We start from the raw sequence: 26572 nt of genomic DNA, 5'->3' as shown, positions 1-26572 counted from the left end.
GCGGTGGACCGGCCGGCGGGGGGAACGCGGGGACCTCCGGCATCGGGCGGGGCATCGGCAGCACGCCGAGCGGGGCCGCGGCGATGATCGACGCGGCGATGGTGCCGTGCGCGTCGCAGTCCTGCAGACCGCCCAGGCCCTCCGCGCCGCCCATGATGTAGTCGCCGCCGGCCACCGCCGGTAGCCGGGGGTTCGGTGTGACGCCGGTGTCGATGACGGCCACCGGAACGCCGTTGCCGGTGGAGTACTGCCACGCCGCGGCGATCCCCAGCATGTCGAATCCGGGTGCCAGCTGGGCCACGTCGGGATTGCTGACGGTGATCGGCACACTGCAGGAGTTCGAGCGGCGCATCGGCTGGTCCGGCCCGGGCACCCCGTCAGCCGGCACCAGGGCCGGATCGACGGACGGCGGCTCGATCGCCCGCGCCGTCGGCGCGCCGCTCGACAAACTCACCAACAGCATCACCGCGGCGACCGCGGCCCCGCGGGCGCGCACGCGGCTCAGTTGCGCACCCACACGAACAGTCCTCCCAGCCAAGCGCCAAGCACCCCCACCACAATGAACGCCAGTACTTCGAGCCATTCGACGGCCAGCCGAATCCAGGGCACGAACTTGGTCTCGGGAACCAGCAGGCCGGCGGCCACCCCGAGCCCGGTGAAGACCGTTATGGCGGCGGCCGGCCACAAGAATCCGCCGGCAGTGTCACCCGGATTCGCCAGCGCGTATTTGACGATCCCGGTGAGCACGGCCGCGCACGCCCCGCCAACCAGGGCGATCGCTTGGACGCGGCCGGCGAAACCGCGGCCTTGGGTGATGAACAGCCCCGCCACCAGACCACACAGCATCATCGCGGCGCGCGAGCGGGCCCCGCCCGGTTCCAACACCATCCAGACCGCGATCGGCAGCGCTGTGGCGATAGCGACACACATCCCGACCTGTACCGCGTTGATCAACCGTGCCGAGGCCGCGATCGCGGCGCCGCGTGCCGAGATGTCGACCAGATCGTCCTCGTCGTCCTCGCCGTCCTCAGGACTGACCGGGGAGACCGTATCGATCGGCATATTGGCGCGACGGGCGAACAGGTCCCGCCCGGTGATCGAACCGAAGTACGGCGGCCGCACCCGCGCCACCCACAGCGCGATCGTGGGCGACATGCGTAACAGGATCAGCAGGCCCAACAGCATGCAGATACCGATTACCTGCGGCGATACCGGATGCCACATCCGCGCTGCCGCCACCGCCGCGCCGATTCCTGCGGCGGTGACGACCGCGGTGGCCACCGCGGTCTGCGAACGCAGCAGCACACTCAGAGCGATCGCACCCAACGCCAGGACCGTCACCCCGATCATCAGGTGGGGCGCGCCCAGGGCGCCGGGCGCCGCACACAGCGCGGCGCACGACAGCGCGAGCACGGCCAGCCAGCCGAATCCGCTGAACAAGTCGTCGCGCGCCGGCCAGTTCCGCCGGATCACCGTGGCACCCAGCGCCAGCAGTCCGCCGAGGCCGGCCAGGACCGCCGCGGGCGGCCAACCGTCGCTGAACGTCCGGGCCCGGACCGCCAGCGCGGACAGCACGACTACGGCCATGGCCATCAGCCCGATCGCGGTGTGTGCGGCGGTCAACGCGGTGACCGGCGCGAACATCCGATCGACCTTGACGTTGAGTAGCCGGGTCACGGTCTGCTCGTCGGCTTTATGCCCGCACTCCGGGCACTTGATCTCGGGCTGGGTGCCCAGTCGGCGGGCGGTTGCGGCCAGGGCACTCGACAGCGATTCGTACTGCGGCTCGAAGGAGTCGCCGCCTACGGCCGGGACCAAAACCAGGGTGTCGCCGTCCTGGACGCCCAGGTCGTCGAGGCTGCGGGTGATGTCCAACCGGACGCCGTTGACTTTATGCAGTTCGTAACTGCCCGGGGGGAGAGCTACCCCGTCAAAACCGTGGTGCCGCAGATCCTCGTCGAGCAGCTCGACCATTCCCTCGAAGAATTCCTCCACCGGAATTCCGGCCGGGAAGACCTGAGACACGAGATGTTTGTCATAGGCCAGACTCACCGCACAGCGTGCCGGAAACGCGACTTTAGCTGGTGTCGGAGAAGTCACCGCGCTTACCTTTCGGTGTCGGGCACGAACTTGTCGGCCAGACCGGCGGTTATTTCAAATAATCGCAGCCGGGTCTTCTTCTTCACTTCGTTGTGGACGTCGATGATTCCGCCCTTTGCCAGATGGGCGTCATGCGGCATGACCTCCACCGTGGCGCCGGTTTTGCTGAAACGTTCGGTCAGATAGGCCACCGCGGCACTGTCCTCGCCCGGCGCGGAATGGTTCAGGATCACCGTGGACCGCGACACCAGCTCGTGGTAGCCCTGCGAGGCCAGATAGTCCACCGCCCGTAGCACCGGCCGGGACTGGTCCGCGGTGATTCCGGAGACGAAGACCAGCGTGTCGGTGTTCTCCAACACCGGTTTCATGACCGGGTGCTCCAGGTCCGCCGCGGTGTCGACCAGGATCACGTTGTGGGTTCGCCGCAGTCGCGACAGCACCCCGCTGAACATGGCCGGGACGAGCGGCCGGAGCTGATCCGAGGTGCGGTTGCCGGCCAGGACATCCAGACCGAGGGCGTTTTGCCCGAGATGCTCGCGGATATCGGAATAGCCCTGTACGTCGGTGTCGCTCAGAACGGCCGAGTAGTCGCCGGGCGGGTGCTCGTCGATACGATCGGACAGGGTCCCGAAGCCCGGAACGGCGTCAATCGCGATCACATTTTCCGGCCGGCATTCCCGGAACACGCTGCCGATAGCGGCGGTCATCGTCGTCACACCGGTGCCGCCTTTTCCGGACACCAACGTGATCACGTACTGACGCCGGATGTGCCGACGAATTCTATTACGCAAATCACGGTAATGGCGTTCGCGCGGGGATTCGCCGGGATTAATAACTTTCGCCGACATGACATAGATCAGTTTGCGCCAGCCCGACCCGGGTGGAATCTTGCGCGGTGTCGCGAGGTCGGAAATGCGCATGGAGTCCGATACGGAATCCCGGTAGCCGTGGCTGGATGCCGGATCCCACCGCCCGGATGAGCCTTCGTCAGGCATATTCTGGCTATTCCATGGGCTCGTCACGTGCGTTATGTTAACACGGCTGATGAATCCGCGTTTGCGACGATTCTGACGGTGGACGGTAATGCAGGGTAATGGTGAAGATGTGAATTCACCGTCATACAACCCGCCGATGTGAATGCCAGTCCGCACCGGCCGGGAGCCGAGCGATGAGCCGCAGGATCGCGTCGGCGACGTCGCCGCGTGTGCCGGGGGAGACGATCTGGTAGCGGCGACCGCCGGTGTCGATGTTCTCCACGCAGACCCGGCCCGACGGAGTGTCCGAGATCAGCACCGCCGTGTCCGCGATAGCCATCCGAGCCAGCTCCTCGGGGCCCGCACCCGGCTGGATCGCGACGATGTTGGCCTGCCCGGACAACTCCGGGTCGGCGGCCAGCGCCACGATCTGCTGCTGGTCGATGTCGAGCCGCTGGGCCGCCAGGTACCGGCGGAGACTGTCCTGGTCGCGGACCCGCTCGAGCAGCTCCTTGGTGTCCAGGGTGACTGGCCGCAGCTGGGCGGCCTCGGTGACGCCGCACAACCGCTCGATCTGGCCGACCAGCAGATCGCCCGCGGCCGTCTGGTCGGTGGCGCTGCCGGCGGGGTAGAGCCGGACCTCTTGGTCATGGCGTTCGAGCACCACCCACCAGGAAGCGAACCGGCTGATCGAGACGCGGGTCATGTGCTGGGGGTCGCCGGAGGGCCGTCCGGGGAAGTTCAGGTTCAGCATCAGTGCGATGTCGCGCCGCATGATCACCGTCAGCCATTCCCGGACCATCGAGTCCACTTCGCCCTGGTCGTCGAGCACGCCGATCGCGGTCAGCTCCTCGGCGATCGGGTGCCGCAGCGCCCGCTCGGCGGTGTCCAGCCGGGGCAGCAGGGGCCGAAGTCCCAGCTCCGGGCAGAGCGTTTCGATCCCGGTGACGGCCTGCAGCACCCACAGCCCGTCGAGCGTCGTAGTCAGCACGGCACCCTCGTCTCAGTGGTTGCGGTAGTCGGCCTGACACACGAAATGGGGCATCTGCGCCGGTAGCGCAGACACCCCACCTCGGTGACGATCGGGGTCGATCAGAAAAGGGACTGGATCGTCTGGTCGGTCTGCATGGCGCCTTCCAGCACGGAGCCGATGGTGGAGCCGTGCTGACCGATGGTCTCGATCAGGCCCTGTAGGCCGGAGAGCATCTGGGCCTGGGCTTCGAAGAAGCCGGTCGCACCGTGCCCGGCGAAGTACTCGGTCAGCATCTGGGTGAGCTGGTGGGAGTCCTGGTGGATCTGGTCGAGGGTGCCGGCGCTGCTGACCACGCTATGGGCGTGATCGGAGACGGGGCCGGGGTTATAGGTGATGCCGTCAGCCATGGGGATCGGTGTCCTTTCGAAATCCGGGGGTGGGGGTTAGACGGACTGTCCGCCGAAGAGCGAGTGGAAGGCGTGCTCGGAGTGGGATTCGTGGGATTCCATCAGGGCAGCGGCCTGGTTGAGGCCTTCGGTCAGGCGGTGGCCGCCGGTGAGGACCTTCTGGAGGTCCTGGTGGACCTGGCCCGCGGTGGCATACGAGGCCTGTGACCCCGCGCCGTCCCACGTCGATGCGCTCAGGATGTTCTCGTGGTCGGCCAGATACTGGTTGGCGATCGCCTGCGCGTGTTCGATGTGCTGCGACAACTTCGACGCGGTGTTCCGCATCAGTTCGGGCGTGACGACAATGGCTGCCATCGTTTCCTCCTCGGTTGTAGAACAACCCCCCCGGGTTCGGCGGGATGTAGCTGGCGGTAGTGTATTGGCTCCTCTCGGATGTGTCGATTCACCCTGTATTCAGCAAACGCCCAGTTCACACCCGGTCGTCGACAACTCGTACGGTGTTGGTCCGGTCGGAGGACCGGTCGCCTTGACCATTTCCGGGGCCCTTTCCGCCCGCCCCGGCACCGTGGGCCACGGGCATGCCACCCATGCCACCGGCGCTGGCGGTCGTCACCCGCTGGGACTCGACGGAGCCCAGCGCACCACTGGGCCGCAACCCCACGCCGGGGCCCGCCCCCCCGCCGGCCCCCGCCGGATTGAGCGCACCGCCGAGCATGCTCGGGTTCATGAACATGCCCATCAGCGACTGCATCGGGCTCATCATCGACTGAGGCAGCTGCATCAGCGACTGCGGCGCCTGCATCAGCGTCGAGCCGATCTGCTGGACCGGTCCCAGCATCGAACTCATCTGCGAACCCATGCCCTGGGCTGCGTTGGCGCCCTGGCCGGCGGCATTGGTTGCCGACGACGTACCGGTGTAGGCGGCGCGCATGGCGCCCCCGGCCGCGGCCTGGGAGGCTGCCTCGCCGACCGCGCTGGCCGCTGCCGCCGGGGCCGCCGGCGAAGCGCCCATCCCGGCCACCGGCGCGGGAACCGTCAGGCTGGAGGTGAGCGCGGTCAGCACCGTCCCGTAGGACGCGCCGACGGCGGCGTTGTTGGGCCAGAACAGGCCGTAGTACTCGTATTCCAGCGAGGTGATGCGCGGCGTCAACGCGCCGAGCACCGACGGGTTGATCCCGTAGTCGGTGGCCGTCTCGACCCGGTTCTCCTCGCACTCCTGCGTGGTACGCATGCTGCCGTAGGCCAGCTGGTAGGCCTCCACGGCCGTCGCGACAATGGGCGCCTTGACGTCAACCCAGCCCGCCAGCCCGTGCAGGGCCACGTTCAGCAGGGTTGCGTTGAGAACTGATCCCTCCGAGCCGGCGCCGACCCATCCGATCGAGGTCAATGCGGTGTTGACCGCCGAGGCGATGCCCGACGCATGGTGGGCCACACCCAACGCCGTCCATGCCGCCCCATTAGCCAGCATGGTCAGCACACCCGCGCCGGATTTGATCAACATGTCGTTGGTCTCCGGCGTGCGGGCGGCCCACCCCGGGTCGGCCACCGATTAGCCGCCGAGCGCGACGGTGGCGGCGCGCAGCGCCTCAGTGGCGCCGTACACCCCCGAGGCGGTGGCCTGCGCACCCGAGAACAGCCCGCGCTGCGCCGAATGCTCGGCGACGATGCCCAGGTATTGGGTTCCGGATGCCAGCAGGGCGGCCTGGAATGCGATGGAATCAGGGTCGTTACCCATCGGCAGAACGCCCAGCAGTGCCGGACTCGCCGATGCGGCGGCCGCCTCGGTTTCGGCGCTGATCCCCGATTCGACGCCCGATGACGCCAGGACCGCTTCCGGTTCTACAGAGAACATATTTCCTCCCCTATGCCTCATCAGCCTCATCGCTGCTATGCCGACGTTGGCAGGTCGGAATCGATCGTAAACCGATATGGGGCCGCCGTCACTTCACGATGTAAATACCAGTTACTGCTGCTCGAAATTGTGGATCATCGACGACGGCACCCCGACCAGGACACCTTCCACTTCCGAGTCGTTGACCAGCAGGCCGCGTCCGGCGGGCAGCGCCTGTGCCCGCACCATCCGGTTGACCTTGTTCTGCGGGTCGTTGTCCATGAACAGGGTGGGCACCTTGGCGGCGCGCTGCGTCTTGACCCACGGGTCCATCTCTAGCTGGCCGAAGTTGGACGAGTTCCTGGTGGTGAACACGTGCAGCCCGATCTGGCGGCCCCGCTCCATCAGCTTCCACAACGCGGCGCCCACCGGTGGCTTGGCCGGATGGATCTGCGCCGGCCGCAGATCCTGCACGTCGTCGATCAACACGAAATGGCGCGGGCCCTCCCACGGCTTGAGCGCACGCAGCTCCTCCTGGCTTAGGCCCTTGGCGGGCAGCCGGGGCAGCAGAACCTGCTGGGCCAGCGTCGTCAGCACCTCGTCGATCTCGTCCTGGTCGTAGGCGTAGGCATTGACGTAGCCGGCGCCCTGCAGGTCACGCAGGGGCCCGGTCTTGGGGTCGACGATGGTGATCTGGGCTTCCTGTGGGCTGAACCGCGCCATCACCGCTTCGCCGATCGCGGCCAGGGTGGCGCTCTTGCCGCACAGGGCCCGTCCCAGAATCATCATGCCGGGCTGTTCGGACAGCATCAGTGGTACCGGTAGCAGCTCGTGCTGCTCGCCGATCATGAACGCGATCGACGGGGCGGTCTGGGCGGGCGGGCGCTGAGCCACGTCGTAGGCCAGGAGCTCCGACAGCGCCACCGCGGGCGGCAGCCGCTTGAGGGTGGCGTGCTTGGTCACGCCCGCGACCTCGGCGACCCGCGTCCCCAGTTCCCGGGTGCCGATCCGGGTGCCGTCCTCGGCGGCCAGCTCCGGCACCCCGATGAGCATCTCGTGCAATGACTCGGTCAGACCGAAGCCGGGCCGGTTCACGGTGCGCTTGGCGGCGTCACGGGCATCCAGCGACGCCGTGCCCATCTCGTTCTCACCCGGGTTCTGCAGCCGCAACTGGATGCGCACGTCGGAGTTCTGCAACAACGTCTGGCGCTGGCCGTGGATCCAGCCGGACGCGCTGGTCATCAGGTGCACTCCGTATTCGGGACCGACACCACTGAGCGCGATGATCCGGTCCCCGAGCATGGTGTCGGCGTTGTAGAGGTCGGAGAAGTCGTCGATGACCAGGAAAACGTCGCCGTAGGGATCGTTGGGGTCGGTACCGGCGAGGCTGTCGCCACCGGAACCGAAGCGCCGCTCCCGGAACTCGTTGATGTCGATCTTGTCGCGGCGGAAGGTGTCTTGGCGGGCGCTGATCAGCGCGGCCATGGTCGCCACGGTGCGCTCCACGCCCTCGCGGTCGGCCGGTGAGACGATGTCGGCCACGTGCGGCAGGGTCTCGGCGTAGCCCAGCGTGGCGCCGCCCACGCAGAAGAACGTCAGCCGCGCCGGGGAATACATCAGCGCCGCCGAACACATCAGCGTCATCAGCGTCGTGGTCTTGCCGCGACTTTTGGCCCCGACCACCATGACGTTGCTGCGCAACACGTCGACGCTGTGAACCAGTTGCTGGGCGTCCTCGGGGATGTCCTTGATGGCCAGCGGCCACACCAGCCCGGGGTTGCGGCCGTAGTCGACATCCCATGGCTTCCCGCGGTATCGAGCCACCAGCGCGTCGACCGACTCGGAGATCTCCAACGGCGGCAGCCACGGCAGGTGCGGCGCTTTGCGGTCGGCGGCGATCAGTGACTCGCGCAGCACGTCGACGATCTTCTTCTTCTTGAACCCGTCGGCGTGCAGAAGAAACTCGTCGGGCTCGGCGTCGGTAGCCGACATATCCTGCAGCGCTTGGGCGTCCGCCTCGTCCAGCGGCTGATACTGCCAGGTGTAGAGCCGGGGCTTGGTCAAGGTCATGTCGAGGGTCTTGCCCGTCGACGTCTTGCGCTTGGGGACGACGAACGGTGCCGACAGGTAGAAACAGCGGAACGGGTCCAAGTCGCGTGGGCCGACCTTCAACAGGCCGAAACCGTTCTCCTTCGACGGCAGGTGATAGGCGGCGTCTGAGCCGATCACCTCGCGGCTGTCGTCGCCGGACTCGGCGCGCAGGGCGACCCGGAAGGCGATGTTGGACTTGACCTTCTGCAGCGACGACAAGTCCAGGCGCTGCCCGCCGAGCATGAAGAAGACGTTGGCGCCGCGGCCTTCTTGACCGATGTGGATGATCAGGTCGATCCACTTCGGGTGGTTCTGGAACAGCTCCAGATACTCGTCGATCACCACCAGCAGGATCGGCACCGGCTCCAGGTCCCGGCCGGCCAGCCGGATCTCCTCGTAGTCGTTGGCGTCGCGCGCGCCGACCGAGTTGAACAGGCGGTAGCGCCGGGCGATCTCGCCGTCGATGGCCCGGCGCATCCGTTCGGCCAGGTGCCGCTCGTCCTTACCGAGGTTGGACAGGGCCGCCGATACGTGCGGGATGCCGAGGATGTCCTGGGCGGCGGACTCGAACTTCATGTCCACGAAGATCACGTTGAAGGTCTCCGGCGAGTGAGTCAGCGCGATGCCGTACACCAGCGACAAGAAGAACTCCGACTTGCCCGAGCCACTGGTGCCGATCACTACCGAGTGGAAACCGAAGCCGCCGAAGTCTTTTGCGCGCAACACGACGTTCTGCAATTCGCCGTTGGGCTTGGCGCCGACCGGGATCTCCGCCCACCGCTCGTCGCCGCGACTGCGCCGCTCGGCCCACAGCCGGTCGACATTCAGCTCGCGGGCATCGTCGATTCCCAGCGCGCGCAACAGTTCCAGGGCGCCACTGCCGGCGTCGGCGACGTCGACACTGGCGGTGGGCGACCAGCGTGCCATCGCCCGCGCGTAGCGGTAGGCGCGCGGCACCGACAGTTGGTCGGCGTGGGCGAAGAACTTGCCGCCGGCGCGCAGCATGGGTCGTGGTGACGGGCCGGCGCCGCGCCCGTCTCTGCGATGGGCCGGGGCGGCGTCCTCGACGGTGTTGTAGCGGGCCGGCTGGTCGATCACCTCGAAGATCTCGTCGCGGGCGAACCCGACACCGGTGCCGAGCCGGGACGCCACCCGCAGCACCGTGATGCCTTCCTTGCCGACGCGCCCGACCACGCTCTCCCAGGCTTCGGGGCTGCCGGTGTTGTCGTCGACGATCACCCAGTGCGGACCCAGATCGTGCCCGTCGGCGCCGGTCTCCAACGCCGATCCCATGGTGGTGGGGCTGGGGGCCGATGGCGGCCGCCAGGCGCCGCGCTTGCCCTTCATGTGCAGGTCGGCGCCGAGTGTCGCCTCGAGTTCGGTCGGGCTGGTGAACACCAGGCGCCGCCACCCGCAGGCGTCGAACAGCTCATCGTGCTGGTTGTGCGGAAGCCAGACCATCCAGGACCACAGCTCGGGGTGCCGGGTCACCACCATCAACTTGACGTCCAGCGGATTGTGAAAGACCGCCAGCCCGCTGAGCACCGAACGCAGCAGCGAGCGGACCCCGTCGAGATCCTCGCCGACGAAGCTGAAGCCGGGGCGGGAGCGCAGGTTGACCACTTTCGCGATGTCGCGGATCTTGCGTTGTTCGAGGATGAAGTCACGCAGCGCCTGGCCGGTGACCGGCTCCAGCTCTTCGTCGATCGGGATCTCCGGCCATTGCACCGACAGCACCGAGTCCGGGGCATGCTGCACGCCGACGCCCACCCGCACATCCAGGAAGTCCGCGTCGGAGCGGCGACGCTCCCACATCTGCGGCCCGCCGATCACCGCGCCCAGATCCTGCGGGTTGGAGTGCACCAACTCCTGGGAATTACGTTGTGCGCAAACCGCTTTCTGGATCTCGTCGCGCTCGCCGTCGAGGGATCGCAGATAACTGCGCCGATTCTTTTCCTGCTCGCCCCAGCTGATCTTGCGGGCCCGCCCGAATCGCCCGGAGAACATCAGCATGCCCAGGCCGGCCATGCCCACCATCGGGAACATGCCCGAACCCAGGCTGCGCACCCCGGACACGTAGAGCATGACAATGGTGCCGATCAGCGCGACGATCAGCGCCGGCATGCCGATCATCACCCACAGGTTGCGTGGCTCGCGTTCGGGCAGGGCGTCCGGTGCGCGGGGAGCGACCCGCACCGGCTTGGGCTCGGGAACCTGAAGACGGACCGGAACGAATGCGCGCTTTGACATCGCCTCAGTGCCCTCCCGGGACGCCCTGCTGATTGTTGGGGACCACCGGCTGCACCGCGCCGGCCGACGCCACGGTGTCGCGGGCCAGCAGCGCGGCATGCCGCGACAGTTCCGGACCGGTCGCGAAGGTGCGCAGTAGCGGCCAGGGTGCCTGCTGCGCCGAGCCGGGATCTAGGCCGAGGCCGCGCAGGGTTTCGTCCTGAGCGGCGATGCCGAACCGGACACCGTTGGGCGACACCCAGAACAGGGTTTCGCGGGAATCGGCGTCGAGCAGTTCACTGGTCGAGGTGACGAAGTTCGTTGCGCCGGGCAACACCAACGCCTGGTTGGCCACCACGGAGTTGGGGCTGCGGTCATCACGCACCAACCGGACGATCCGGTTGTCCATCGCCGGTGACACCGGCAGGCCGCGCCCGTTGTACAGGGTGATTCGCGCCTGCCGGTCTCCGGAAGCCTTCTCCCAAGCCACGCAGGTGGTCGGATCGGCGGCGGTGTCGACGAACTTGAGCCGGCTGTTGGGGTAGTACTCGACCGGCAGCGTGCCCACTTCTGGGATGTTGACCAGTTTGTCCGGGCTGACCACCAGGGGCGCCACCGACCCGAACGAGTTCGCGCTGCGGATCAGGTCGGCGACGAAGCTGGTGATCTTCTGGACTCCGTCGGGCAGCAGCACGTAGAACTGTGAGCCGCCGCCGGCCGTCCGGGTCTCCAGCACCGTTCCGACCTGGGACCCGGGCACCCACTGCGACGGGGTGCCGGCCAGGGGGATCACCGGGACCCGCAGCGGCTCGGTGCTCGGCAGCGCATCGAACAGTGCCCGCGACATCTCCACCGGAACGGTGATGCCCGGGTCGATGCCGAGGCTGAGCGTGATCGCTCGATCGGCGGGATCCACTTGGGACCGCTTGCCGCCCCAGATGACGTAGGTGGCGCCCTGGAAGCGGGTCAGCACGGCCGCATCCGGGGCCAGCGGCGTGGCACGGCCAGCGCTCAACGGGCCCGCGATCGAGGTCACCACGGGTGGTTCGGCGCGGCGCGGGGAGCCCGCGGTGTCGCAGACCGCCCAGGCCGAGGGGGCGGCGGTATTGGCCACCAAGGACGTCGGGGCACCGGGGATGCCGATCATGGGGCCGGTCGGGTATTTGGCGATCTCGGCGGGTTTGACCCAGGTGGGCACCTCCGCGTGACCGACCGCCAGCCGCGCCGAGGTGATGTTCAGCGCCGGGTAGAGCCGCCCGTCGATGCGCGCGTAGATCGCACCGGAGTCGCGGTCGCCCACGATCGAGGACGTCCGCACGATCCCGGCCGGACGCAGCACGTTCAGCAGCAGCATCCAGCCCATGCCGATGAAGATCAGCACGATGGACAGCACGATCGCGGCGGTCTGTTTGCGGTCGTCGTGCTTCATCCGCACCGAGAATTTCGTGGTGGCGGCGCGCAGTCGTCGGTTGTAGAACAGGTGACCGGAGTTCTGGTCCCGGTTCGACAGACTCAGCGGCATGCTCTGCTACCCCTAACGACGCACGCTCGGCGATGCAGCGCCGCCCCCTGCGGCGACAAAGCGCACCGCGACGACATTACTGGCGTTGGCCAGCGGGAACCAGTCAGTTGCGCGCACGCGATGCCTCCCGGGCGCGCGTACCTTGTGGGCTATGCCGGACCAGTTGGGGGCGTTCGCCGAGGCCGCCCGGGCTCGCGAAGAGCAGCTGGTGCAGCGGTTGGCGACCTCGGTTGAGCTCGATCGGTCTTTCGAGGGGATCCTGCGCGGCGCCTACCAGTACAACCTGCAGTCGCGGGCGCGTCTGGATGCGTTGGAAGCCGAGATCCACCAGAGTGCTGCGACTTGGCCTGGTCTGGACACCCCGGCCGGTGCCCGTCAGTTCCAGGTGTATCTGGCCGGCAAGACCCGGGAGATCCACCAGATCGTCGCCGATGCGTCCGCTGACAGTCAGCAGCGGGCGGCCCAGGTGCAGGCGTTGACCGGACGGTATCCGGCTGGTGGCAACAAGAATCGAATTCTCGGCGGCCACGGCATCCAACTCGTCGACCACCATGTCCCGTTGACCCCAGGTGGACCGTTCCCCCAGGACCGCAACAGCGACCGCCCCTGGGAGTACAACATCGACCTCAAGTCCGGTGTCCTCCTAGCCGGTCCGGGTAACCCCAGTGCGGGAATCGGCGCCAGCATCGACGACGTTTGGAATGAGTTACATCGGTGCTTCAACTGCAATTTTCCCATAGGTGGCGCACCCCGCGACTTTCCGAAGGTCGGCGACCACATCCCGCTTTCAGTAGGAATGGGCAGCAAAGGACCCAACATGCCATTCCCGGTTGAGGTGACTCAAGTTCAGAAGACCGCCGATGCTATCAATATCGAATTCAAAACGCTCCCAGGCCATGTGGACGGCGAAGGATCGACCATCCACTTCCGCTTCTACGAAGACGGCGGTCAGCTTCATTTAGGCATCCGCGGTTTAATCGCGCATGGCCCTGGAGCAATTGAAGATTTCCCCCGCAATATCACGGCACCTGTGGAGAGGCTTGGGTACACCGGAATTGCATACACTACTTGGCAGCCCTACATCGACAACCTGACTCGAAACATCGCTGTGGCAAAGGGTTTTCCGCTGCTTAATGTAAGCGAAATGGGAGGAGGTTGATTGTCGTGGCCGGTCTAAAAGCAACTGCACTCCGCACCGCGTTTTTCGCCCTCGGCGTCGTGACCGGAATTGGATTATTCTTGTTTGCAAGTCTGATACTTGCCGTGCTGGGGTATAGCGGCGGATACGCGTTATATAACGGGTACTTCCTGTCTATCGCGCTTTGGGGAATCGCAGCTGTCGCAGCTTACTTTGTGACGAAATCTTGGGAACCGGGAAAGCGGCTCAACCTTTGGCTATTCATGGTCGGCGTGGTGATTCTATCATTGATAGGCGGCCTCAACGTCCTATTTACCACGCCCCAGTACCTAATGGTTCCAGGGGGCAAAACGGGGTGGCCAGAAGACCAGTCCGCCGCCCACCCCTAGTCCCACGCGTGAACCGCCCGCGTACGACCCGGCGGATGCGGCCGACTTGCTTAAGAAAATTGATGACTGGAAACAGGAAAATAAGTCAGTCGCAAATAAGGTTAGGGCGTTCAATAAAAAATGGCCCGACGGTATCGCTTTCGATATGGAAGACCCTGCACAGGCGGCGCGATATCAAGAATGGAAGCGTGAACACGATGCTGTTCAATTGGCCAGAAATAAAGTAGTGCAAGAATATGGCGAAATCGTCGTGGAAGCAGGAAAATTCGGGGGCCAGGTTGATGACAGCACCGGAGACATCGTTTGGCCGGATGGGTCCAAAACCTCAATGCGCCCGCAGGAGTGATTGTTGTGCCGCAAGTTTCGGCTGACAGGTTGCGGCGGTAACCCGAACGAGAGGAAGAATTCAGATGGCTCGGGGTCGTCGAACGTTGGCCGCCGCTATTTCGATCAGTCTTGCCCTAGCGGCCGCCGGTTGTGAGTCAAAGAGTCCACAGAACCTGCCCGTTGTGGGTACGTCGAGTGTTACAGGGACGCTATCGCCCAATCTGCTTCCCCCTGCAGTCAACGAGGCAACTGTAGTGCCGAGGCCGGTGTCGCGGCTGCAGCCCGGAATTCAGGTGCTCGTGGGTGACGGAACGACGACGACCGTGTGTACGACCGGCTTTTATGTCGATTTCCCGGATCCGGACGCCGCGGGACAACGGTTTTCCGGCTTTGTGACCGGCGCCCAGTGCGCACACGGTGACGGAGATGCTTCGGTCGCCGTCATGAAGATCGAAGACGCCGGCTTGGCTCCAACTCGGACCCAGATCGGCGAAATCGCTTACCTGACGGCGGGTGAATCACGTCCGCAAGTGGCCGACCAGGCTTGGACGATGCCGATATCGCCGCTGGCCGTGTTCAGATCCGGACCGGGCGGCTGGGCTCTGCCCGTCGACGTCACAGTCAACGGGAAGCCTCCGACCGCCGCGACCATCCAGACAGCCGACGTGGTGCAACGCAACCGGGCTCGCGCAGCGTGGACAGACCTCGACGGCAGGGTTGTCGGAGGGCGGGTGGTGGATCTCGCGGTGACAGCGGAACTGCGAGACATCCCTGCCGGCATCGACCGAGTCGTCGTCGCGGCGGACGACACGGACACCGCCGGCGATGCCAAGATCATCGGCGCTCCGGTCACTGCGGAAGTGGACGGTTCCACCGCGAACCTAGGAATCATCACCGGGGTTGATACGGCGCGACGCTGGGTCGTGGTCGATCTGATCGGTCCGTTCCTGACACGACAAGGCGCCGCGCTTATCGCAGATAAGTAGACGCCGCTGCGATCAACGCGGCCGACGGGTCACTTCGACGAATCGTCTTTGTCCACAATGCGTTTCAGCGGGGTGATGCCAGGAAGGCCAGCATCCTTTGCGACGGACTTGGTCACCGGCACATTGGGCGGGGCCGTCGTCCGGCCCTTGACCGGCTGCCCGTTGGGCACGCCGGGCGCGGCGATCCGTTTCACGTCGGTCTTGTCGTCCTTACTGCCCTTGCCGCCGGCGCCTGCCCCGCCGGGCATCATCGGCATCATCCCGCCGCCACCTCCACCGGCGCTGGGCGCACCGCCTGCGGGACCGGCCGCCCCGGTGTTGGCCATCGAGCTGGCGGGCGTGGTCGGCGTGGATGTTCCCGGGACCGGGGGCGGCCCGAGGTTGCTGGCCGGCGTGGTGCCCACGCCCAGCCCGCCGCCGCTTCCGCCGGAGCCGAAGTCCCCGCCGCCCAAGCCGGGATCGGGACTGATGTCCGAGGCCAGCGTGGTACCGCCGAGCCCGGCCTTGCCCAGGGAAGACGCCGCGCTCATCAGCGGCGACAACGCACCCTGGCCGGCCTGCATCAACCCCTGCGGCAGTTTGGTCGCCGCGCCCAGAGCTCCGCTGAGTGCGCTGGTGATGCCTTGCATCGCGCTGTTGACGCCCTGCATTGCCCCGCCCATGGCTTCTTGGGGAAGCTGCTGCTGTGCCATCAGGGCGTCACCCTGGGAGGCGACATTCTGGAACTTTGATGCCGCGTCGGCTTCGTGGGACGCGAACTTTCGTACGGCGTCGGCGGCGTGGCCGGTGCGGTCCCGGTGATCGTTGGCGAGTTCGGTGTTGTTCGGGCCAGGGGGGATCGCCGTCGGGGGCTGTGAGAGCGCAATGTGCAAGAAGTCGGCACCGTAGTGCTTGACGAAGTCATCTGTCATGGCGCCACACCTCCATGCCGTACTGCCACTGCCAGATACCACGCTAGGTGGTAGCGGGCGAGCTCTTCGCTTCCGTCGATCAGGGCGTCGATGGCCGCCAACAACATCCAGTCGGCCACATCGCGCGGAGCATGCTGGGGATAGGCCGACAGTACTCGCGCCTGCGTATCGGTGACTACCTGCCGGAACAGCGCGATCTCGTTGTCGGCGACGCCGGATCTGCGTGCCACGGCGCGTGCCACGGTCTGCACGATCCGCGGTAGCCGGTCGTTGGCGCCCGTGATATCGATGAGCGTGGGACCGAGTTCGTCGACGTGCTGGCCATAGCGGGCGCGTTCCCCGCTGCCGGGAATTGGATCGTTCGGACCGGCCTCGGTGATGTAGGTGTTGGGTTGGTGGGCCGCGGCTGCGATCACTGCACCCAGCAGATCGACCGCGCTGGTGTCGCGGCGGCGGTGGGCCGGATCCAGCAGCGTCAGGCCGGGCGGGAGTTTGACGGTGGGCGGAATCCAGCCGCCGGCCAAGTCGGTGGCCAGCACGGTGGTGATCTCGTCGTCGCGAAGGCCGGCCGCCCAGGCCAGGTTCGGAGCCTGCCGGGCCACCGCTTCGACTTTGCGCTGCAGATCCTGGTGTTCGGCCAGCCGACGGGCGGCCGTACCGGCTCCGGCACCGGCCGTGCCCCCGGCGCCCATGCTGCCGGCCATCGATGCACCGGACTGGCCACCGACACCGGCAGTGGGCTTGCCGGGTGCCGGCCGATCGCCGGTGGAGGCCACGGTTGCGATGGCTGACCGAAGCCCCCGGTGCCGGCTCCGCCCGGCGGTATCGGCGGTGGCCCGCCCGGTCCAGGAGGTCCACCGCCGGGCATGCCCGCGGAAAGTGCCTGGGTGGGGCCGCCGCCGCCCGGGAAGCCGGGCGGCATTCCACTGCCGCCGGGGCTGCCGAGGCCTGGCATGGCAGGAGCGGCAGGGGGCGGGACGGCGCCGGGTGACCCGATCCCACCTCCCGAGAATCCACCGTTCCCACCTGACGGTCCGCTTGCACCGAGGTTAGCGACGCCCGTTTGGCCACCTTGAGTTCCGATATTGCCGCTGCCCGCGGTGATGTTGTTGCTGCCGCCTGTAGTGATGCCGTTGCTGCCGGCACCTGTGGTGATGTTGTTGCTGCCGCCTGTAGTGATGCCGTTGCTGCCGGCACCTGTGGTGATGTTGTTGCTGCCGCCTGTGGCGATGCCACGGCTATCACCGCCACTGTTGGGGCCACCCGTCTCCCCAGTGTCGTTACCTCCTGTGCCGCTGTTGGCGGGGCCGGCCGGAAGGAGGAGTTCGTCCACACTCTTGGGACCGGGGTGACTGTCCACATCCCCAGCTCCGTACGGGAATGGCAGCTGGTCGGTACCGGCTGCCTTTCTGCTCAGCTCTTCGCTGGTGGGTGGTTGCGACGGTGGTGGGCTAAATTTTGCGCCGTTGTCTTGCAGCCATCGCTGTGCGTCACCCTCGATGCCCAGTTCGTTGAACATCTGCTGCGTTGCCGCGACGATCTTTCCGTTGGCTTCTGAACCGTGTTCGGCAGCTTCAGAATTGGCAGTGGCGATTAAGCCAATAGCTTCGGCCATCGACTCAGGCGTGTTCTTCGCGACAAGCTCATCAATCTTCGGGTTGTATCGATCGGCGATGTTCCGCAATTTGGTACGAAGATCATCAACGGCGTTGGCGACACTGGTGCTAGCGGCGCTTTTGCTGCGACAGTGTTCGGCGGCGTTCGCAAGACGGTTATAGCCAACCCTTAGGCGCATCAGCTCGTCCTCTGTGGTCTGCCCGCTGTTTCTCGCACTTACGCCGTCAGTAAAAGCCTGGAGCTCAACAGCCTCGTGTTCTTTCGCGCTGGATTGATCAGACCAGTGCCGGACGCCGTTAGTCGGCTCGGTCGGAGGTGCGGGCCACCACGCACCTACCAGGTAGGACGACCATTTCCCCGGCGGTAGATCAGTCACCGCATAGTTCCTTCAGTACGCGTTGTCCCGTCGTCATCGTCTCGATAGAGTCCTGAAACTGCTTGTTATCCGAACCCTTGCTGGCAGCCGCAGTCATGGTTTGATAAGCCTGAGCCAGATTAAGCGCGGCATCACGGTACTCGTTATCGAGCGCAGGATCTGTAGCGGCAGCCTCAAGAATAGTCGCACCATTTGCGGCGGCGATACGTGCAAATGCTGCATCGTTGCCATTCGTTTCAATGTTCACGGCATCTGAAGCAAGCGTGTACTTGCTGCATAGCTGTGCTTTGGCCGCCGCTCTCTGAGTGGCTGTATACGTAGGGTCATGCTCCGACTTGGTTAGTACTACAGCCGTAGATCGATGCTATTGGTACTTTGACCTGCAGTTTTGGCGACTTTGATAGGCCTGTTGCTGGTGTCGGCGGCGCCAGAGTGACCAGTCCAGGATGCGGTCGCGGTGGTGCAGCGGCGTAAGGATAAGAGCGACGAACAGTCGCCGAAACTCGTTGACACTCAACCGGATCAGTGCTGGGTTGTGGTGCTCGGTGTCGCGTTGGGTGGCGGTCTGCACGGCCAGGAACGCATGGGCGAGCATGACCAGGATCGTCCAGCGGTGCCAGGAGGTCCAGGTGCGAACCTGATGCGGGTACAGGCAGGTCAATCCCTTGCTGGTTTGAAACGATTCCTCGACTGTCCAGCGCCGCCCCGCTACACGAACCAGGGCAGCCAGTGGGACCGAGGCTGGGCTGTAGCAGTGGTAGAAGGCCAGCTCGCCCGTGATGTCGTTGCGGCGGATCAGCACCGAACACGACCCACTCGGGGCGCTCTCGGTGGTGGCGATCCACGCCCACGAGTACATGCGTGGGCCTTTGGCCCCCGCACCGGCGGATCGACGCTGCCACGCCGACATCGGTAGTGCGCAGGCAAGGTCATCGACGCGCAGGCTGCCCACCTTTGTGGGTACTCGCCGGTCACAGCTAATCGCCAACACGTACCCGACACCCCTGTGCTGCAACATAGTTCGAAGATCCGGGTCGGCGCCGTACACTTCGTCGCCAGCCACCCACGACGCGGGCACGCCGGCGTCAAGAGCATGACCGATCATCGCGGTAGCCAATGCAGGTTTGGTGGCGAACGCCACGCTCTCGGGCACACCAGCGGCCAGGCATCTGTCCGGATCATCGGCCCACGACTTCGGTAGGTACAGGGCACGGTCGATCAACGCGTGGCCCCGACTGCTGGTGTAGGTCATGTAGACCGCGACCTGACAGTTCTCGATCCGGCCCGCGGTTCCCGAGTACTGCCGCTGAACACCAACAGTTTTGGTGCCCTTCTTCACATCGCCGGTTTCATCGACCACCAGTACCGCATCAGAATCGGCGAACGCCTCGACGACGTAGGTTCGCAGCTCATCTGCGATGTCGTCAGCGTTCCACTTGGCGCGAGCAAGCAAGTGCTGCAATTTATCCGGAGTGGAATGCCCAGACAGTTCGGCCATCGTCCAGCAGTTCTTGGACTCCACCGCCGAGAGCACACCCAGCACGAATGCGCCCGCATTTCGCGCGGCGTCATAGCGGGCGAACCGGCCCGATATCCGGTTCATCAGCGCGTCCAGGCCATCGCGCCAGCGTTGGTGATCTACTCTCAAACCCGCGGCTGCCGTGGGTGTTTTTCTCGTCTTCACAAACCGTGAATCATGCCCCGGCAGCCGCCCCTACCAGCGCAAACACGCCGAACCCGCTCACCGGAAGCGAACTACGGCTGTAGTATTAGAGCTAGTATTCCCACGACAAGAGCAGCGGCGGATAGCAACGCCGTCAGCGCCAAGAGCGCCAGTGTCAATCGGCTACGCGGCGGAACCGGCGGCAGTGAGGGCCGCGGCGGTGGGTTGATCGTCACACTGCGGATGGTAGACCTCGACGCGATTTGACGTTTACATCTTGATTGGGGACTGCGTTCGTTCAGCAGGCGGCCGTCTTGGCTGCTGAACGCGATGGCAGCGGCAGCCGCACCCCGGGCCCGGTCAGAGGTCTAGTCGATGCGTCCTGGGTACGGAACGGGTGTTCGAATCGGACAGGCTGATCTCACGCCCCCGCCGTCTGGGCTGACGCCGGAGCGTCGGGGTAGCTTCAGTCGGCGTCGACCTCCTAATCGAAGGCGGCTAATCGCCGCAGAGCTCCTGCATCGCGCGAGCATTGGTGTTGGTATTGGTGATCACCGCTTCGAGTTCCGGGTCTCCCCCATCCTTCCCAGTGGCAACCGCCACGAGCGTTTGGTAAGTGAGTGCGAGCGCCCGGGCCGCATCGCGATACTTAGGATCGAGGGCGGGGTCCTCAGCAGCCGTCTCAAGGATCAGGGCGCCGTTGGTTGCAGAGAGACGCGCGAGCGCAATGTTGTTGGGTGTGTTCGTCTCGATGTGCTCTGCATGAGCTGCAAGCTTGTAACTGTCACAGAGACGCTTCTGGGCGTCGGCTTGCTGCGCGGCCGTGTAACGAGGCGTCGCTGTGTCCGCTGAGCGAGTTAGCGAAATAATCGCCACGATCAATGCAGCGACTGATAGCAACGCAGCGAGCGCCGCGAATACCGCAGTGGACCGGCGGTGTGGCTGGGCGGCAGGCGGTGTGGGCCAAGGAGGTGGTGTCATGGTCACAATGCGGATGGTAGACCTCAAGCCGGCTCCAGTCCCCTAGCCGCGCGCTTTCACGGTAATTCGTTGTGACCGTGTGGCGTTGACGAAGAAAGGTGCTCTGAGCTGGCAGGATCCATCTTGCTTAGGGATGAATTGGACCAGGTCAAGGAGCATTATGACACCGACGGCGGCATCCGGGACGACGCCTGGGGCGCCGAAGTGACGGGCATGGCCGACCTGTCGAACTGGCCGGCCGGAATGCGGTTGATCATCCGCAGGCAAGTTGGTGATGTTCAAGTGCCTCAAACGAATTCGCTCAGGCCTACCCCACGGACTGGACGAGTTGGCGCAGCTCGGCCTCAGGGCCGGATCAAGGCACCCTGAATCTGGAAGAGCTTGTTCAGTCCTGCTTCTGCGGGGGTGGCGGTGCCGCCCGGCGTAGCGCCGCGGCGAGCCAGCCGAGCCCGACAACGAGCGGGAGGGTGAACTTCCACAGCGTCAGTAGCAATACCGGCCCCCATAGTGTGAGGTCGAGGATGAGCAGCCGAACGTATTCGCCCTTGGGTGGCGTTTCCACATCACTGTGTGTGGCGATGGCGACGCTGTAGAGGAATACGCCCGCGATCACGCAGCATGCTGCGGCTACCGCGATGATCGACCACAACACCCGCTCGAAAGACGGCTTGGCGAAACGGACGCTGTTCATCGTCCCACCGATACCGTCGGGATGTAGTCGGCGGGATCGATGAGTTGCTGCGTGTGTGTAATGAACGGATCCTGCACGAACGGCAACGCATTCTCTAGTTCCCATTTCCAATCCGGCATGTCGGGACGTACATAAGGAATCGTCGCGTCACCCACCCAGTGGTGACGGGGCAGGCTCGTCGCCGGACCCCATTGGCTCCCGGAGTTGGCAGGGTTCCATTGCAGCTGTTGGGGCGCTAGCCCATCGCGGTACTGGTAGGTCTCCATACTCGGATAGATCGTGCTGGTCCCGCCTAGTCTGATAGCGCCGTTAGGTTGTGGGCTGAAGGTAACGCGACCGTTAACTGTGATCCCGGCGGCTGTACCAAAGGGATTTTCGTAGGCGTCCTGTGCCGCGTAGTCGACGGTCATGCGCCCGTCCGGCGACTGGATGACATGGACGTTGGGGATTCCAGCCGCGGCGCCGCCGCGTTGTCCGTCGGTGTTAACAGTCGGATTCTGCCGTACCACGATCAGACCGTGGTCGTAGTCGATGAACATGGAAACACGGGAGGCTTCGATGTCCGCCGCTGCGCTGGGACCGCGATTGTCGCCCAGATTCCTCGGCAGGAGCCGGCCATTGGCTATGTCTGTGCCGTCCTTGAACGTGTTTACTACTTGATCAGTCGGGATAAACATATTCGTTCGTACAACTCCTCGCCCGGGCATGGGCTGGAACCGCCCGGCGACGATCTGCGGAGGCACCCCGAAATTCTTCGGGTCATAACTATGGGGATCGAGAGCTTCGGCCATCCGCCAGTCGTTTTGACTAGCCGGTTGACGCCCGTATGCGTTCTCGAACGCCTGGGCCTGGTTTCGCATTCGTTCGCTAAATGTATCCCCGTCGAATTTACGTACTTCAGCAGCCGGGCGGTAGCCGTCTTTGACCCGTAGGTTGGTCAGGGCCTGCTGCAGGGTGCTGGAATAGGTGCTACGGATAACGGTGGCGTTGTGCAGGGCGGTCGCGGTGTCGTCTTTGGCTTGCCGGGTGCACTGGTTGATCTCCGCGTCGCAGTCGTGGCCCTGGTTTTCGAACTCAAGGTAGTAGCCGATCCGGGCGTCAAGAGCCTTCAGGTTGGCGTTGAGCGCGGTGATGTTGGCCTGCGCGGCGGCGCGGGCCTGCGCCAGGGCGGCGGCGACAGTCTCCAGATCGGCCGCGATCTGGCCGAGTTGGGCGTTGGTGGCGTGCAGGCCTTCTTTGACCCGTTGCACTTCGGCACCGTTGTTGATCGGCTGCTCACCGTTCTCCCGGTCGTACTGCTCGAAGTGCTGCTGGGCGGTGCGGAAGGTCTCCTCGGCCGCGGTGGACGAGCCGGCCGCCGAATGAAACGCCTGCGCCAGAAAGTTGATCTGGGTCGGGCTGCCGGCCTGCGGACTGTCGGCGATCGCCCACGGATCACCGCCGGCCGAAGCGATCAGGCCGTCCACCTGAAGATGTTGCAGGATCGGAGGACTCACCCGAGCGCACCGTCCCGCGCACTCGCCGCGGTGCGCAGCATCGCCGTGTTGACGAGCATGACCGGTCGCCTCCCGCTGCGTTCAATGTCGGTTCAACGCTAGTTGCGATAGCGGCCCCGTCAATTCACCCAACAGATTCCGGTGCTGTAACGGGCGAAAGGAACCAACCGCCTACCGCCCCAAGGGCTTATAGAACACCAACCCGTTGCCCTTGTTGTCGTAGACCACAGCCCGGCGCTCGTGAGCATCGTCGTAGGGGCCCTTGACGATTCCGCCGCCGCTGGCCTCGATGGCTTTCGCGGCGCCGTCGACGTCGTCGGTCTTGATGCCGACCACTACCTGCCCGTGGATGGGGTGGTCAACCGCGGTCGCCAACGCCAGTGTCACCGATCCTCCGTCGAGGGCGGCGAAGTGGGCGCCGTCGCGGAACTTCAACGGCATGCCGAGGGTTTCGCTGTAGAACTTGATCGATTCGTCGAGGTCGTCGGTGGACAAGACGATCATCCGGATGTCGTGGTCGCTCACTGCTTCCTCCTGTGGGTTTTACTCTCGTTCCAGGCTAAGCCCGGGTTACCGTCAGCGGGTGGGTAAACGTCTTGCCGCCTTGACTATCACGGTTGTCCTGGTGGCGCTGCTGGTCAATATGGTGGTCACCAACCACATCTCACGGGCCGCTGAGCCATTTGCGGGCGGGCGGGTGCTGGAGCTGCCCGGGCCGGATCTCAATGTCCGCGAGTACGGCTCGGGCGGGGATCGTGCCATAGCGCTGTTGCACGGCTATTCGGCGTCGATCCAGTGGTGGGAGGCGGTGGCGCCGGCACTGGCGCAGGGTGCCCGGGTGGTGGCGATCGACCTGGTCGGCCACGGCGGCTCCGAGGCCCCGAGCGACGCGGAGCCGTACAGCGCTGCCGGGCAGGCGACGGCCGTACACCAGGCGCTCGACGCCCTGGGGGTCCGGCACGCGGGGTTGGTTGGGCATTCGATGGGTGGGACGGTGGCCACCGTACTGGCCGAAAGCGCACCGGACCTGGTGGACCGCGTGATCGTCTCCGACACACCCGCGGCGCTGGGAATGACCGCGATGCCCGCGCTCGGCAACGCGGTGTGCTGGCCGGTGCTGGGTCCCTCGATAGACAAGGTGCGCCGTTTCGACGCCGTCGACAAGAGCTCGCTGCAGACCGGATTTGCCGCCGACTTCCCGATTCCCACGTTGGCCTACCGATCGTTGAAACGGATGACCCACAACGCATTATGCGACGCCAAGACCGCGAGCCGGATCAACGAAGAGCGGGCGGTGGCCGACCGGCTCGCGGGTTTGGGTAAACCGGTGCTGGTGGTCTGGGGCGAAAGGGATGTGCTGACCCCGACGTCCCAGAACGTCGAACGCTACCGCCAGGCCGGCCTGCAGCCGGTCGTCATCGCCGGATCAGGACACAGCCCCATAGTGGAGAAGCCGAGCGAATTCATCGGGGCGATAAAAGAATTCGCCCACGGCATCAAGAAAAACTAGGTCCGCCAGTCTCCCGATCCACCCGGTGAAAGTTGCCGCCGAGCACGGTGCTGACGTCGGCGCCTAGGTAGAGCACCTGGTAGCAGTTCTACTACCATCGGGTGATGGCGGTGATTCCCCAGAAGGAACTTCGCAATAACGTGGCCGAAGTACTGCGCCGCGCGGAGTCGGGAGAACAGCTCATTGTCACCGTCGCGGGGCGCCCGGTTGCCCAACTCGGGCCGACCGCGAGCCGTCAATGGGTCTCCGGTGCGGAGTTGCGGCAGGTCTGGGCCACTGCCGCCCTGCGGACCCTCGAGGATCGACCCGGCGTCGGTGCAGCTGGGCAAGGATGGGGCGTTGTCGTTCGCCTACACCCTTGAGGGCCAGAAGATGGTGGTGACTGGGGTGCTCAAGAACGGTCGCGGCGAGATCTACGACCAGGGCGCCGGTGCCGGCAGTGGGGCGTACTTCACCTATCAGGACGGCAAACTGGTCGCCTCGCGATTCCTCGATCCGGGTCGGGTCACCCCCGACGACGCGCTGCTGCAGAACGTCATCTTCACCGCGGTGGGAGCCGGCCCAGCGGTGGGGGCCGGCAAGGCCGGCATCGAAGCCGGTTGGCAGGGCATGCGGTCGCTGTTCGCCCGTGAAGCCCTGGAAAGCGGCGGCGGTGCCGCCATGGGACTCGGTGCCGACAACGTGCTGCCGCGGGCGATCACCCAAGCCGAAATCCGCGCCGACATGGCCGCGCAGGACCTAGCCGCCCACCACCCGGGGTTGCACACCCCGGTGACCACCAGCGGCGAGCACATCCCGCCGGCCAGCACCCACGAGCATCCGCTGCTGGAGACCGGTCCACACGTTCCTCATCCGTTGCCGGGCGAATCGGTGCCGTCGTGGCCAGCTTTTACGTTGGACAATCCGCTCGACCATATGAGTCCACAGCTGCGGATTTTGTCTGAACAGCACCTCACCGGCAGCGGTGAAACCGTCATCGGACCGTTTGAGCCGCCTGGCGGTGCGCCGTCCTACATCGATGTCGCGCGGCAGCATGGAGCCAGCTACTTCGATATCGGTGACGCCTGGTACTCAGCCACCGACACTCAACGACTGGCCGCAAACCAGCACGTCCTCGACATGGCGATTGCTAACCACGACTCAATCACTCTTTCAGCTCCATTCGAGATGGTTAGGCCAGACAGCTTTACGGCTGCCGAGATCAGATACTTGGAATCGCGTGGATACCGCCAGGTAAGCGAAACTAAATGGATTCCGTCAAGTGGAGGTCGTTAGAATGAAAACCCTTTTGGAGTATTTCCTAAGACATTTTGAGGTGCTGTATCTCGATCCGCGATACCGCATCACTAACTCCAGGAGCCGTGGCCTCCCCACGATCGATGCGTTTCTAGAGCTGACAGGTCCGATTCTGAGTTGGAATTTATCTAATAATCGAGGGCGGATAGAGCTTACGGTGGCGCCCACGCAGTTAGCTGCGACCGAAAACTGGTTCTGGGTATCTCTACTCAAGCAGTATATCGATGCCGAACCAGAGATCGCTTACCTGTCAGCAGCGGAAGAGATCGATTGGGCGCGGGAAAATATGGATCGAATCGAGCAAATATTCTCTAACGCATCGGCACTCGATGAAGTATGCAAAGAACTGAGGGGATTGCGGCAATCCAACTCAGACAAGTACTGGGCACGCTGGCGTCAGCAGCAAGGACTCAGTTAACCCGGAAATTGCCACGCAGAGCAACGCCGACTCACGCTGTGATTGGTTCGGACCTTCGTCCAGGTAATTTATGGGAAACCGCAGCACTCCCACCCCGAAACGGGCGTTAGGACTGCAATATCTGCAGCGATCAAAGGAGCATAAAACGTGTAAGCCGGAAGAAATCAACACCGCCGTGAGGGGTGAGAGCGGACACGTTGGCGCCATCGATGGAAGGTAAGCCGCGATGAAGACGTTGCTGGAGTTCTATCTGCAATATCTTGACTTCATCTATCTGGATCCCGAATACCGGATCACAAATTCCAAAACAACAGGTTCGGCGACAATCAACGCCTCGTTAACACTCACCGGACCAACACTGACTTGGCAGATAGCTAATGATCGTGGACAAATCCAATTCGATGTCTCCCCAACCGGAATGAGCTCGCCGGAAAACTGGTTCCGCGCGCCGATCGTTCGCCAATACTTGGATGGCTATGACGAGGAAAAGGTAATTTCGCCCGCAGAGACTGCGGCGTGGATTCGCGACAACGTGGGCCGTATTAAGGATTTATTCGCCGACTCTTCAGTCGTCCACTCGTGCGAGAAACTTGCGGCGCTTGAGGAAGGGAACGCGCTCAAGTACTGGGGCCCCGACATGGGTTAG

Annotated in this window: 26 protein-coding genes and 1 pseudogene; 9 read left to right on the top strand and 18 right to left on the bottom strand. The window is 64.8% G+C overall.

Annotated features, from left to right (window positions below; all coding sequences use genetic code 11):
* From BN4346_RS45100 to eccB, 10 genes and pseudogenes are all read right to left on the bottom strand, one after another.
* Positions 1 to 463 (bottom strand): annotated as a pseudogene (locus BN4346_RS45100) (type VII secretion-associated serine protease); the annotation flags it as partial.
* Between the two features lie 38 nt (positions 464 to 501).
* The gene (gene eccD, locus BN4346_RS45095; RefSeq protein ID WP_078058854.1) at positions 502 to 2100 is read right to left on the bottom strand and encodes a type VII secretion integral membrane protein EccD; all 1599 of its coding nucleotides are present in this window, start codon (positions 2098 to 2100) and stop codon (positions 502 to 504) included.
* Between the two features lie 5 nt (positions 2101 to 2105).
* Entirely contained in the window at positions 2106 to 3122 is a 1017-nt protein-coding gene (locus BN4346_RS45090) for a MinD/ParA family ATP-binding protein (protein WP_096867748.1), read from the bottom strand.
* A 94-nt stretch (positions 3123 to 3216) separates the two neighbouring features.
* On the bottom strand, positions 3217 to 4065 hold the full coding sequence (locus tag BN4346_RS45085) for an ESX secretion-associated protein EspG (protein WP_067976782.1): 849 nt from the start codon (positions 4063 to 4065) through the stop codon (positions 3217 to 3219).
* A 101-nt stretch (positions 4066 to 4166) separates the two neighbouring features.
* Positions 4167 to 4454: a WXG100 family type VII secretion target gene (locus BN4346_RS45080; RefSeq protein ID WP_067976781.1), complete on the bottom strand. Its 288-nt coding sequence runs from the start codon at positions 4452 to 4454 to the stop codon at positions 4167 to 4169.
* A 36-nt stretch (positions 4455 to 4490) separates the two neighbouring features.
* A complete protein-coding gene (locus BN4346_RS45075; protein ID WP_067976780.1) occupies positions 4491 to 4808 on the bottom strand; it encodes a WXG100 family type VII secretion target in 318 nt (105 codons plus the stop codon).
* Positions 4809 to 4923: 115 nt separating this feature from the next.
* Positions 4924 to 6000 carry a PPE family protein gene (locus BN4346_RS45070; protein WP_067976779.1) on the bottom strand — a complete coding sequence of 359 codons (1077 nt, stop codon included), beginning with the start codon at positions 5998 to 6000 and terminating at the stop codon, positions 4924 to 4926.
* A 3-nt stretch (positions 6001 to 6003) separates the two neighbouring features.
* A complete protein-coding gene (locus BN4346_RS45065) occupies positions 6004 to 6306 on the bottom strand; it encodes a PE domain-containing protein (RefSeq protein ID WP_067976778.1) in 303 nt (100 codons plus the stop codon).
* A gap of 111 nt (positions 6307 to 6417) precedes the next feature.
* Complete coding sequence (gene eccCa / locus BN4346_RS45060) at positions 6418 to 10626, bottom strand: type VII secretion protein EccCa (protein WP_067976777.1); 4209 nt, start codon at positions 10624 to 10626, stop codon at positions 6418 to 6420.
* 4 nt (positions 10627 to 10630) lie between these two features.
* On the bottom strand, positions 10631 to 12127 hold the full coding sequence (gene eccB / locus BN4346_RS45055; RefSeq protein WP_067976776.1) for a type VII secretion protein EccB: 1497 nt from the start codon (positions 12125 to 12127) through the stop codon (positions 10631 to 10633).
* Between the two features lie 151 nt (positions 12128 to 12278).
* Between eccB and BN4346_RS49310 the strand changes: the two genes are divergently transcribed.
* The 3 genes from BN4346_RS49310 to BN4346_RS49305 all read left to right on the top strand — a co-directional run bounded on the left by BN4346_RS49310 (position 12279) and on the right by BN4346_RS49305 (position 14967).
* Positions 12279 to 13286, top strand: a complete 1008-nt coding sequence (locus BN4346_RS49310; protein WP_067976775.1) for a DUF4226 domain-containing protein — start codon at positions 12279 to 12281, stop codon at positions 13284 to 13286.
* 414 nt (positions 13287 to 13700) lie between these two features.
* Positions 13701 to 14000 (top strand): hypothetical protein, encoded by a 300-nt coding sequence (locus BN4346_RS47915; protein WP_154677679.1) that lies wholly within the window; start codon positions 13701 to 13703, stop codon positions 13998 to 14000.
* 247 nt (positions 14001 to 14247) lie between these two features.
* Complete coding sequence (locus BN4346_RS49305; RefSeq protein WP_235653798.1) at positions 14248 to 14967, top strand: hypothetical protein; 720 nt, start codon at positions 14248 to 14250, stop codon at positions 14965 to 14967.
* A 29-nt stretch (positions 14968 to 14996) separates the two neighbouring features.
* On the opposite strand, the gene BN4346_RS45030 is transcribed toward BN4346_RS49305, so the two are convergent.
* Both BN4346_RS45030 and BN4346_RS45025 read right to left on the bottom strand, forming a co-directional pair.
* Positions 14997 to 15878 carry a hypothetical protein gene (locus tag BN4346_RS45030; RefSeq protein ID WP_067976773.1) on the bottom strand — a complete coding sequence of 294 codons (882 nt, stop codon included), beginning with the start codon at positions 15876 to 15878 and terminating at the stop codon, positions 14997 to 14999.
* A complete protein-coding gene (locus tag BN4346_RS45025; protein WP_167666270.1) occupies positions 15875 to 16654 on the bottom strand; it encodes a DUF5631 domain-containing protein in 780 nt (259 codons plus the stop codon). The genes BN4346_RS45030 and BN4346_RS45025 overlap by 4 nt, the downstream gene beginning before the upstream one ends.
* Positions 16655 to 16941: 287 nt before the next feature.
* On the opposite strand from BN4346_RS45025, the gene BN4346_RS47910 reads away from it, so the two are divergent.
* Positions 16942 to 17436: a hypothetical protein gene (locus BN4346_RS47910; RefSeq protein ID WP_154677678.1), complete on the top strand. Its 495-nt coding sequence runs from the start codon at positions 16942 to 16944 to the stop codon at positions 17434 to 17436.
* Between the two features lie 427 nt (positions 17437 to 17863).
* On the opposite strand, the gene BN4346_RS47905 is transcribed toward BN4346_RS47910, so the two are convergent.
* From BN4346_RS47905 to BN4346_RS45000, 6 genes are all read right to left on the bottom strand, one after another.
* The gene (locus tag BN4346_RS47905; RefSeq protein ID WP_154677677.1) at positions 17864 to 18118 is read right to left on the bottom strand and encodes a hypothetical protein; all 255 of its coding nucleotides are present in this window, start codon (positions 18116 to 18118) and stop codon (positions 17864 to 17866) included.
* Positions 18119 to 18235: 117 nt separating this feature from the next.
* Positions 18236 to 19474 (bottom strand): IS701 family transposase, encoded by a 1239-nt coding sequence (locus BN4346_RS45020; protein ID WP_067976772.1) that lies wholly within the window; start codon positions 19472 to 19474, stop codon positions 18236 to 18238.
* Positions 19475 to 20032: 558 nt separating this feature from the next.
* The gene (locus BN4346_RS45015) at positions 20033 to 20515 is read right to left on the bottom strand and encodes a hypothetical protein (RefSeq protein WP_208863323.1); all 483 of its coding nucleotides are present in this window, start codon (positions 20513 to 20515) and stop codon (positions 20033 to 20035) included.
* A gap of 385 nt (positions 20516 to 20900) precedes the next feature.
* Positions 20901 to 21206, bottom strand: a complete 306-nt coding sequence (locus tag BN4346_RS45010) for a hypothetical protein (RefSeq protein WP_067976770.1) — start codon at positions 21204 to 21206, stop codon at positions 20901 to 20903.
* Complete coding sequence (locus tag BN4346_RS49300) at positions 21203 to 22672, bottom strand: putative alpha/beta hydrolase (protein ID WP_235653797.1); 1470 nt, start codon at positions 22670 to 22672, stop codon at positions 21203 to 21205. Before BN4346_RS49300 ends, BN4346_RS45010 begins: the two co-directional genes overlap by 4 nt.
* A 201-nt stretch (positions 22673 to 22873) precedes the next feature.
* Positions 22874 to 23206, bottom strand: coding sequence for a VOC family protein (locus BN4346_RS45000; protein WP_373693206.1), 333 nt, complete (start codon positions 23204 to 23206; stop codon positions 22874 to 22876).
* A gap of 79 nt (positions 23207 to 23285) precedes the next feature.
* Here BN4346_RS45000 and BN4346_RS44995 point away from each other — a divergent pair, with 79 nt between their 5' ends.
* From BN4346_RS44995 to BN4346_RS44975, 5 genes are all read left to right on the top strand, one after another.
* Positions 23286 to 24212 (top strand): alpha/beta fold hydrolase, encoded by a 927-nt coding sequence (locus BN4346_RS44995; protein ID WP_235653796.1) that lies wholly within the window; start codon positions 23286 to 23288, stop codon positions 24210 to 24212.
* 104 nt (positions 24213 to 24316) lie between these two features.
* The gene (locus BN4346_RS44990) at positions 24317 to 24574 is read left to right on the top strand and encodes a type II toxin-antitoxin system Phd/YefM family antitoxin (RefSeq protein WP_078058855.1); all 258 of its coding nucleotides are present in this window, start codon (positions 24317 to 24319) and stop codon (positions 24572 to 24574) included.
* Complete coding sequence (locus tag BN4346_RS44985; RefSeq protein WP_067976769.1) at positions 24528 to 25487, top strand: hypothetical protein; 960 nt, start codon at positions 24528 to 24530, stop codon at positions 25485 to 25487. Before BN4346_RS44990 ends, BN4346_RS44985 begins: the two co-directional genes overlap by 47 nt.
* Position 25488: 1 nt before the next feature.
* On the top strand, positions 25489 to 25926 hold the full coding sequence (locus tag BN4346_RS44980; RefSeq protein ID WP_078058851.1) for a hypothetical protein: 438 nt from the start codon (positions 25489 to 25491) through the stop codon (positions 25924 to 25926).
* Positions 25927 to 26152: 226 nt separating this feature from the next.
* Positions 26153 to 26572, top strand: a complete 420-nt coding sequence (locus BN4346_RS44975) for a hypothetical protein (protein WP_067976768.1) — start codon at positions 26153 to 26155, stop codon at positions 26570 to 26572.

This window comes from Mycolicibacter icosiumassiliensis (assembly GCF_900078685.2).
GTDB lineage: Bacteria > Actinomycetota > Actinomycetes > Mycobacteriales > Mycobacteriaceae > Mycobacterium > Mycobacterium icosiumassiliensis.
This window is presented reverse-complemented; position numbering and strand designations above follow the sequence as displayed.

Bases quoted from the DNA above. Each gene is read 5' to 3' on its own strand.
- BN4346_RS45010 (WP_067976770.1), bottom strand. From the start codon at position 21,206: ATGAACAGCGTCCGTTTCGCCAAGCCGTCTTTCGAGCGGGTGTTGTGG.
- eccB (WP_067976776.1), bottom strand. From the start codon at position 12,127: ATGCCGCTGAGTCTGTCGAACCGGGACCAGAACTCCGGTCACCTGTTC.
- BN4346_RS45000 (WP_373693206.1), bottom strand. From the start codon at position 23,206: ATGATCGTCTTGTCCACCGACGACCTCGACGAATCGATCAAGTTCTAC.
- BN4346_RS45075 (WP_067976780.1), bottom strand. From the start codon at position 4,808: ATGGCAGCCATTGTCGTCACGCCCGAACTGATGCGGAACACCGCGTCG.
- BN4346_RS45015 (WP_208863323.1), bottom strand. From the start codon at position 20,515: ATGACACCACCTCCTTGGCCCACACCGCCTGCCGCCCAGCCACACCGC.
- BN4346_RS44980 (WP_078058851.1), top strand. From the start codon at position 25,489: ATGAAAACCCTTTTGGAGTATTTCCTAAGACATTTTGAGGTGCTGTAT.
- BN4346_RS45080 (WP_067976781.1), bottom strand. From the start codon at position 4,454: ATGGCTGACGGCATCACCTATAACCCCGGCCCCGTCTCCGATCACGCC.
- BN4346_RS45020 (WP_067976772.1), bottom strand. From the start codon at position 19,474: ATGAACCGGATATCGGGCCGGTTCGCCCGCTATGACGCCGCGCGAAAT.
- eccCa (WP_067976777.1), bottom strand. From the start codon at position 10,626: ATGTCAAAGCGCGCATTCGTTCCGGTCCGTCTTCAGGTTCCCGAGCCC.
- BN4346_RS49310 (WP_067976775.1), top strand. From the start codon at position 12,279: ATGCCGGACCAGTTGGGGGCGTTCGCCGAGGCCGCCCGGGCTCGCGAA.
- BN4346_RS45065 (WP_067976778.1), bottom strand. From the start codon at position 6,306: ATGTTCTCTGTAGAACCGGAAGCGGTCCTGGCGTCATCGGGCGTCGAA.
- BN4346_RS44990 (WP_078058855.1), top strand. From the start codon at position 24,317: ATGGCGGTGATTCCCCAGAAGGAACTTCGCAATAACGTGGCCGAAGTA.
- BN4346_RS44975 (WP_067976768.1), top strand. From the start codon at position 26,153: ATGAAGACGTTGCTGGAGTTCTATCTGCAATATCTTGACTTCATCTAT.
- BN4346_RS45030 (WP_067976773.1), bottom strand. From the start codon at position 15,878: ATGACAGATGACTTCGTCAAGCACTACGGTGCCGACTTCTTGCACATT.